The 7,928-nt window shown below is 72.3% G+C and carries 5 protein-coding genes; 4 read left to right on the top strand and 1 reads right to left on the bottom strand.

Features of this window, described 5'->3' with window-relative positions:
- The first annotated feature begins 121 nt into the window (after positions 1–121).
- The 4 genes from serA to cimA all read left to right on the top strand — a co-directional run bounded on the left by serA (position 122) and on the right by cimA (position 6,554).
- Positions 122–1,711 carry a phosphoglycerate dehydrogenase gene (serA, locus tag C892_RS0126925; protein ID WP_017559746.1) on the top strand — a complete coding sequence of 530 codons (1,590 nt, stop codon included), beginning with the start codon at positions 122–124 and terminating at the stop codon, positions 1,709–1,711.
- 527 nt (positions 1,712–2,238) lie between these two features.
- Positions 2,239–3,300: a 3-isopropylmalate dehydrogenase gene (locus tag C892_RS0126935; RefSeq protein ID WP_017559747.1), complete on the top strand. Its 1,062-nt coding sequence runs from the start codon at positions 2,239–2,241 to the stop codon at positions 3,298–3,300.
- A gap of 217 nt (positions 3,301–3,517) precedes the next feature.
- Positions 3,518–4,642 (top strand): branched-chain amino acid aminotransferase, encoded by a 1,125-nt coding sequence (locus C892_RS0126940; RefSeq protein WP_017537178.1) that lies wholly within the window; start codon positions 3,518–3,520, stop codon positions 4,640–4,642.
- Between the two features lie 334 nt (positions 4,643–4,976).
- Positions 4,977–6,554, top strand: a complete 1,578-nt coding sequence (cimA, locus tag C892_RS0126945) for a citramalate synthase (RefSeq protein WP_017559748.1) — start codon at positions 4,977–4,979, stop codon at positions 6,552–6,554.
- 921 nt (positions 6,555–7,475) lie between these two features.
- Here the strand turns inward: cimA and C892_RS0126950 are convergent.
- A complete protein-coding gene (locus C892_RS0126950; RefSeq protein ID WP_239647552.1) occupies positions 7,476–7,718 on the bottom strand; it encodes a DUF7683 domain-containing protein in 243 nt (80 codons plus the stop codon).
- Positions 7,719–7,928: the final 210 nt, after the last annotated feature.

A 7,928-nucleotide genomic window follows, 5' to 3' on the forward strand; every position in this document is an offset into this window, starting at 1 on the left:
CATGCGGGGGAAGGATCACAACCCTCGCCCTCCCCGCCCGCGATCCCGACTGCCGGACTAGACTTTTCACGGCCGACGCACCCGACAGAGACCGACTGGCAACCCACATAAGGATCACGCTGTGCCCAAGCCCTCCGTACTCGTCGCGGAAGAACTCTCGCCCGCCGGACTCGCTCTCCTGGAGGGGGACTTCGAGGTCCGCCACACCACCGGCGCCGACCGCTCCCAGCTGCTTCCTGCCCTCGCCGACGTGGACGCCCTGATCGTGCGGAGCGCCACCCAGGTCGACGCCGAGGCGCTCGCGGCCGCCCCGAAGCTCAAGGTCGTCGCCCGCGCCGGGGTGGGTCTGGACAACGTCGACGTCGACGCCGCCACCAAGGCCGGCGTCCTGGTCGTCAACGCCCCCACCTCCAACATCATCAGCGCCGCCGAGCAGGCCGTGAACCTGCTGCTGGCCAGCGCCCGCAACACCGCCCCCGCGCACAACGCCCTGGTCAACGGGGAGTGGAAGCGGTCGAAGTACACCGGTGTGGAGGTCTACGACAAGACGGTGGGCGTGGTCGGCCTCGGGCGCATCGGCGCCCTGGTGGCCCAGCGCCTGGCGGCCTTCGGCACCAAGCTCATCGCCTACGACCCCTTCGTGCAGCCGGCCCGCGCCGCGCAGATGGGCGTGGAGATGGTGAGCCTGGACGAGCTGCTGCAGCGCTCGGACTTCATCACCGTCCACCTGCCCAAGAGCAAGGACACCCTGGGCCTGATCGGCGACGAGGCCCTGCACAAGGTCAAGCCGAGCGTGCGGGTCATCAACGCCGCCCGCGGCGGCATCCTCGACGAGGACGCCCTGTACCGCGCCATCAAGGAGGGGCGGGTGGCCGGCGCCGGCATCGACGTGTGGGCCAGCGAGCCGTGCACCGACAGCCCGCTGTTCGAGTTCGAGAACGTGGTGGTCGCCCCGCACCTGGGCGCCAGCACCCACGAGGCCCAGGAGAAGGCCGGCACCCAGGTGGTGCGCTCGGTCAAGCTCGCGCTGGCCGGGGAGTTCGTGCCCGACGCGGTGAACGTGCAGGGCGGCGCGGTGGCCGAGGAGGTCAAGCCGGGGCTGCCGCTGGCCGAGAAGCTGGGGCGCATCTTCACCTCCCTGGCCGAGAGCCTGGCCACCCGGATCGACGTGGAGGTGCGCGGGGAGATCGCCGCGCACGACGTCAAGGTGGTCGAGCTGGCCGCGCTCAAGGGCGTGTTCGGCGGCGTCGTCGAGGAGGCGGTGACCTTCGTCAACGCCCCGCTGCTGGCCAAGGAGCGGGGGGTGGAGGTCAACCTGCGCACGGGGGAGGGGGACGCCGACTGGCGGAACCTGATCACGGTGCGCGGGGTGCTCTCCGACGGCCGCCGGGTATCGGTGTCGGGCACCCTGACCGGGCCGCGGCAGACCGAGAAGCTCGTCGAGGTCAACGGCTACAGCATGGAGATCGCGCTCAGCGACCACATGGCCTTCCTGTCCTACGACGACCGCCCGGGCATCGTGGGCACCGTGGGCGCGCTGCTGGGCGAGTCCTCGGTGAACATCGCCGGCATGCAGGTCAGCCGGGACACCCAGGGCGGCACGGCGCTGATCATCCTCACCGTCGACTCGGCCATCCCGGGCCCGACGCTGGAGGCGATCTCCACCGAGATCCGCGCCGAGACCACCCGCCAGGTGGACCTGGAGGACTGACCCCCTCCGCACGCGCGAACGGCGGCCGCCCGGTGGACCGGGCGGCCGCCGCCGTCTTTTCCGCACTTCTCCCCGGGGGCCCTGGAGAGAAGATCGGACATCCGATATTCTGTCGTCCGAATAATCCCGTCGGCGCGACTCCGCGCCGCGGCCGCGCGCCCCGCCGCCCCCGCCCGCAACTCGGGCCCGGGCCGGCCGGAGCCCCGCAGGACCACTTCCGCAGGGCCGGACCACCGCGCGCTCTCCACGTGTGCACACACGCGTCTCCTCACCTTTCTGCACTGCATCTGTTCTGCACCGCCGTAGCGCGCCCCTGTGCGGGCGCGGACGAGGAGGACCGCCATGTACGACACCGCCGACACCCCCGCCGAGGACCGCGAAGAGGCCGCCCGCGCCCTCCAGGACGCCTTCGAGCGCAGGGACAACGGGACGCCCGAGGGGCGCTAGAGTTGTCTCAGAGGACGTAACGCCGGTCTCGGTATGTGAGATGCCGGGATCGCACCGATTCGATAGGCAGGGCTGGCTGTATGGCTGCGCGCACCGTTGATCTGGCCGTCATCCCCGGCGACGGGATCGGCCCGGAGGTCGTCGCCGAGGGGCTGAAGGTGCTCTCGGCCGCCGCCGGGGACGACCTGGACGTGGGGACCACCGAGTACGACCTGGGGGCCCGCCGCTGGCACGCGTCCGGCGAGACCCTCACCGACGAGGTGGAGGCCCGGCTGCGCGGGCACGATGCGATCCTGCTGGGCGCCGTGGGCGACCCCTCGGTGCCCAGCGGGGTGCTCGAGCGCGGCCTGCTGCTGCGGCTGCGCTTCGCCTTCGCCCACTACGTCAACCTGCGCCCGGTGCGGCTCTACCCGGGCGTGTCCACCCCGCTGGCCGACCGGGCCCCCGAGGACATCGACATGCTCGTCGTCCGCGAGGGCACCGAGGGGCCCTACGCCGGGATGGGCGGGGTGCTGCGCAAGGGCACCCCGGACGAGATCGCCACCCAGGACAGCGTCAACACCCGGATGGGCGTGGAGCGGGTGGTGCGCTACGCCTTCGCCAAGGCCGCCGAGCGGCCCCGCCGCACGCTCACCCTGGTGCACAAGGACAACGTGCTCACCTACGCCGGCGACCTGTGGCAGCGCGCCGTGCGCGAGGTGGGGGCCGAGTACCCGCAGGTGGCGGTCGACTACTGCCACGTGGACGCGGCGGCCATGTTCTTCGTGAACCAGCCCGAGCGGTTCGACGTGATCGTCACCGACAACCTGTTCGGCGACATCATCACCGACATCGGCGCCGCGATCACCGGCGGCATCGGGCTGGCCGCCAGCGGCAACGTCAACCCCGTCGGCGCCTTCCCCAGCATGTTCGAGCCGGTCCACGGGTCCGCCCCGGACATCGCGGGGCAGGGCAAGGCCGACCCGACCGCCACGGTGCTCTCGGTCGCGCTGATGCTGGAGCACCTCGGCCTGCCCGCCGCCGCCCGGCGGGTCGAGGCCGCGGTCGCCGAGGACCTGCAGGTGCGCGCCAAGGAGCAGAGTGCGCGCTCCACCGCACAGATCGGCGACGACCTGGTCCGCCGAGTAGCCGGGCAGGACTGAACCGCGACACCCCCTCCCGGTTCGGCCCTGCACCCCCACCAGGCCGGGCGGCCGGACCGGGAGCCCTCCTCCCAGGTGCCCTCTCCTACGGCGCGCCCGGGGCCGCCGCCGTCGCCCGCCCGCCGGGCACTGGCAGCGGACGCGCCGCTTCCGTCAGACTGGAACCCGGACCGGCAGCGCTGCCGGACCGACGTAGGTGAGAGGACCTGAGAGACCCATGAGCAACGGCACCACCACAAGCGGGTTGACGTTCGACGTCCGGCCCTCGTCCCAGCGGAGGACCCCGCAGGAGCGAGCAGCGCTGCTGGACGACCCCGGGTTCGGCAATGTGTTCACCGACCACATGGTGACCATCCGCTACACCGAGGGGAAGGGGTGGCACGACGCGAAGCTGGAGCCCTATGGGCCCCTCGTGCTCGACCCGGCCACCAAGGCCCTGCACTACGCGCAGGAGATCTTCGAAGGGCTCAAGGCCTACCGGCACCCGGACGGCACCGCCGCGTGCTTCCGGCCCGAGGCCAACGCCGAGCGGATGAACCGCAGCGCCCGGCGCATGGCCATGCCCGAGCTGCCCGAGGAGCTGTTCGTCCGCTCCATCGAGCTGCTGCTCGAACACGACGGGGACTGGATCCCCACGCAGCAGGACGCCAGCCTCTACCTGCGTCCCTACATGATCGCCACCGAGGTCGGCCTCGGCGTCAACGGGCCCTCGTCCAGCTACCTGTTCGGGCTGATCGCCTCGCCCTCGGGCCCCTACTTCAGCGGCGGCGTCCGGCCGGTGACCGTGTGGCTGAGCGAGGACTACACCCGCGCCGCCCCGGGCGGCACCGGTGAGGCCAAGTTCGCCGGCAACTACGCCGCCAGCTTCCTGGCCCAGCGCCAGGCGGTCGAGCAGGGCTGCGACCAGTGCGTCTGGCTCGACGCGGTGGAGCACCGCTGGGTCGAGGAGATGGGCGGGATGAACCTGTTCTTCGTCTTCGGCTCCGGCGAGGACGCCCGCATCCTCACCCCCGGGCTCACCGGCACGCTGCTGCCCGGCATCACCCGCGACTCGCTGCTCAAGCTCGCGCCCGAGCTGGGCGTGCCCGCCGAGGAGGGCCGCATCTCCACCGAGGAGTGGCGCCAGGGCGCGGTCAGCGGGGAGATCACCGAGGTCTTCGCCTGCGGCACCGCCGCGGTCATCACGCCCGTCGGCCACGTCAAGAGCGCCCAGGGCGCCTTCACCGTCGGCACCGGCGAGCCGGGCCCGGTGACCATGCGCCTGCGCGAGGAGCTGGTGGCCCTGCAGTACGGCAAGCGGCCCGACACCCACGGGTGGATCCGCACCTTCCCCAAGGCCTGAGACCCCGGCGGTGACCGTGCCCCGGCCCTGCTCCCGCCGGGGCGGCACGCCTCCGACGCGCGCCGACGTGCCCGCCGAACGGCCCGCGCACGTCCGGATCCAGAAATCTCCGTCCCGAATCGTGAGACGATTCCGCCGTGAACTCCGCTTCTGCGGGGACGCTGTGGCAGACTGGCCGCGTGCCGTCTCAGGTGATCATTATCGTGAGGCGCGCCGGCTGAAAGCGGACCCCGCCGGCGCGCCGACCTCTCGTGTCCACGAGGGGTCTTTTTTATTGGCGGCGCGCGGGCGGGCTCCGGCACCACGGGCAGCATCCGACTCGGGAGTACCACCGATGCCAGACGAGAGCTTCCACGTCTTCGACACGACACTGCGCGACGGGGCCCAGCGCGAGGGGATCGCACTGACCGTCGCCGACAAGCTCGCCATCGCGCGGCTGCTCGACACCTTCGGCGTGGGCTTCATCGAGGGCGGCTGGCCGGGGGCCAACCCCAAGGACACCGAGTTCTTCCGGAGGGCTTCACAAGAGCTCGACCTGGAGCACGCGCGGCTCACCGCGTTCGGCGCGACCCGCCGGCCGGGGGCCGAGGCGGCGGACGACCCACAGGTCGCCGCACTGCGCGACTCGGGTGCTCCCGTGGTGACGCTGGTGGCCAAGAGCGACGTCCGGCACGTGGAGCGCGCGCTGCGCACCACGCCGGAGGAGAACCTGGCGATGATCGCCGACACGGTGGCCCACCTGAGGGCCGAGGGGCGCCGGGTCTTCGTGGACCTGGAGCACTTCTTCGACGGCTACCTCTACGACCCCGCCTACGCCCTGGAGGCGGTGCGCACCGTCGCCGAGGCCGGGGCCGACGCGGCGGTGCTGTGCGACACCAACGGCGGGATGCTGCCCGCCGGCGTCGGCCGGACCGTGGAGCGGGTCCTGGAGGGGACCGGGGCGCGGCTGGGCATCCACGCCCAGGACGACACCGGGTGCGCGGTCGCCAACACCCTGGCCGCGGTGGACGCGGGGGCGACCCACGTCCAGTGCACCGCCAACGGGTACGGGGAGCGCGTGGGCAACGCCGACCTGTTCTCGGTGGTCGCGGCGCTGGAGCTCAAGCACGGGCGGAAGGTGCTGCCCGAGGGGCGCCTGGCCGAGGCCTCCCGGGTCTCCACGGCCATCGCCGAGCTGGTCAACATCGCCCCGGCCACCCACCAGCCCTACGTGGGGGTGTCGGCGTTCGCGCACAAGGCGGGGCTGCACGCCTCGGCCATCAAGGTCGACCCGGACCTGTACCAGCACACCGACCCGGAGCTGGTCGGCAACGTCATGCGGATGCTGGTGTCCGACATGGCGGGGCGCGCCTCCATCGAGCTCAAGGCCGAGGAGCTGGGCGTGGACCTGGGCGGCGACCGGGCGCCGGCGGCGCGCGCGGTCGAGCGGATCAAGGAGATGGAGACCCGCGGGTACAGCTTCGAGGCCGCCGACGCCTCCCTCGAACTCCTCCTGCGAGAAGAGCTCGGGCAGGCCCCGGAGCTCTTCGCCGCCGAATCGTGGCGGGTCATCACCGAGCGCCGCCCCGACGGGACGGCGGTCAGCGAGGCCACCGTGAAGCTGCACGTCAAGGGCGAGCGGGTGATCGCCACCGCCGAGGGCAACGGCCCGGTCAACGCCCTGGACCGGGCGCTGCGCCAGGCGATGGAGGGGGTGTTCCCCGAGCTGGCGGCGCTGCGGCTGGTGGACTACAAGGTCCGCATCCTGGAAGGCGGCGGCACCGGCGCGGTGACGCGGATCCTGGTCACCTTCGGCGACGGCCGCGGCGAGTGGACCACCGTCGGCGTCGGCGAGAACGTCATCGACGCCTCGTGGACCGCCCTGGAACAGGCCGTGAGGTACGGCCTCATGCGCCAGGGCCACGGGGAGTAGGAGGAGCGGTGGTCCCGGCCCTCGGGGCCGGGGCCGCCATCCCCACCGTCCGTTGCTTCGGGCCAATGCTGCTCGGCGGGCCCGCCCCGCCCCCATGGCGCGGTGCCGCACTCCTCACCGACGAACGAGGTCGATGGCACTTCCGGTGGCGCTGTCGGGCGGTCGGTGTGTGCGTGGCCGCTGTCGTCGGCGGCGACGGCCAGAGCGGGGCGGTTCCCCGGGCCTGCTTGCCGGGCCGCGGGTCCCTCGCGGTCCGGGCGGGCGGCGCGCCCAGGGGGCGGACGGTCGCCCGCGTCCGTGGCGGGTGCCGGGGCCGTGCCGCTCCCGGCATGTCGCGTACCGGGTGCGTGAAGGGCGGAACGGCCATCGTGCGTGGCGAAATCACCACTATCGGCGGCCTGAAGCGGTGATACCACCACTATCGATCACCGACCCGCTCCCCGGCGGACCGATCGCAGGACGACGGAGCCCCCACGGACCCAGCGGTGACCTCAGTAGGTGGTCGTTCCACCGAGTTCGGTGGTCACGGCCCTGTCCCCACCGTCCGCCGCTTCGGGCCGGTGTTGCTCGGCGGGCCCCCACCCCCCCGGTGCGACGCAGCGCTCCTGGTCGTGTCCGCTGGCGTGGTGGGACTCTGCGGGCCCCGGCGGCCTCCGGGGGCACTGCCTGCCGCCCGCATCGACACCCCCGTTGATCTCGGGAAAGTCGGGGTAATACCGGCGAGTATTACCCCGACTTTCCCGAGATCAACAACGAGGAGGGGGCGCGCACCCGGGGCGGGGCCGCCGGTCACGCCGCAGCGGTCGCACCGCCCACAAGGACGCGGCCCAAAGCTCCACCACTCCAGCGGACACGACCGGGAGCGGTGGCCCGCCCGACGGCCGGACACCAGGGGAGCGGGCCGCTCCTCCGCCCCGGCCATCAGCCGTCCGGTGCGGACGCCTCCAAGGTGTAGTCGAGGTCGGACCGGATCTCGAAGCCCGCCAGCCGCGCGGCCTCTCCCAGGGCGCGACCGGTCAGGTCGTAGCAGAACACCATCTCGTGGTCGTCGCCGAGATCCAGGAATCGGGCAAGGGAACGCGCAGACTCCTCGCCGATCGGCGTCCTCCAGGCGAGCCACTCGGACTCCCGGTCATAGCCGCAGACCTCACGCTGTAGTTCCATCCTCGTCACGCCTTCCAGCATCCTCCAAAGCCCGCGGGGCGAGGCCGCACCCCCACCGTCCCTTGCTTTGGGCTGGTGTTGCCCGGCGGGCCCACCCCACCCTCAGGGTGCGGTGCTGCAGTGCCTAACCGCCTACCTGGCGTCCTCGACAAGTGTTCGCCTAAGAGGTCGTCTCATTTGGTGAGTCTGCGGTAGCAGATCAGTGTGCAG

Origin of the sequence: Nocardiopsis baichengensis YIM 90130, from assembly GCF_000341205.1 — a bacterium.
GTDB lineage: Bacteria > Actinomycetota > Actinomycetes > Streptosporangiales > Streptosporangiaceae > Nocardiopsis_A > Nocardiopsis_A halophila.

Bases quoted from the DNA above. Each gene is read 5' to 3' on its own strand.
- cimA (WP_017559748.1), top strand. From the start codon at position 4,977: ATGCCAGACGAGAGCTTCCACGTCTTCGACACGACACTGCGCGACGGG.
- C892_RS0126940 (WP_017537178.1), top strand. From the start codon at position 3,518: ATGAGCAACGGCACCACCACAAGCGGGTTGACGTTCGACGTCCGGCCC.
- C892_RS0126950 (WP_239647552.1), bottom strand. From the start codon at position 7,718: ATGGAACTACAGCGTGAGGTCTGCGGCTATGACCGGGAGTCCGAGTGG.
- C892_RS0126935 (WP_017559747.1), top strand. From the start codon at position 2,239: ATGGCTGCGCGCACCGTTGATCTGGCCGTCATCCCCGGCGACGGGATC.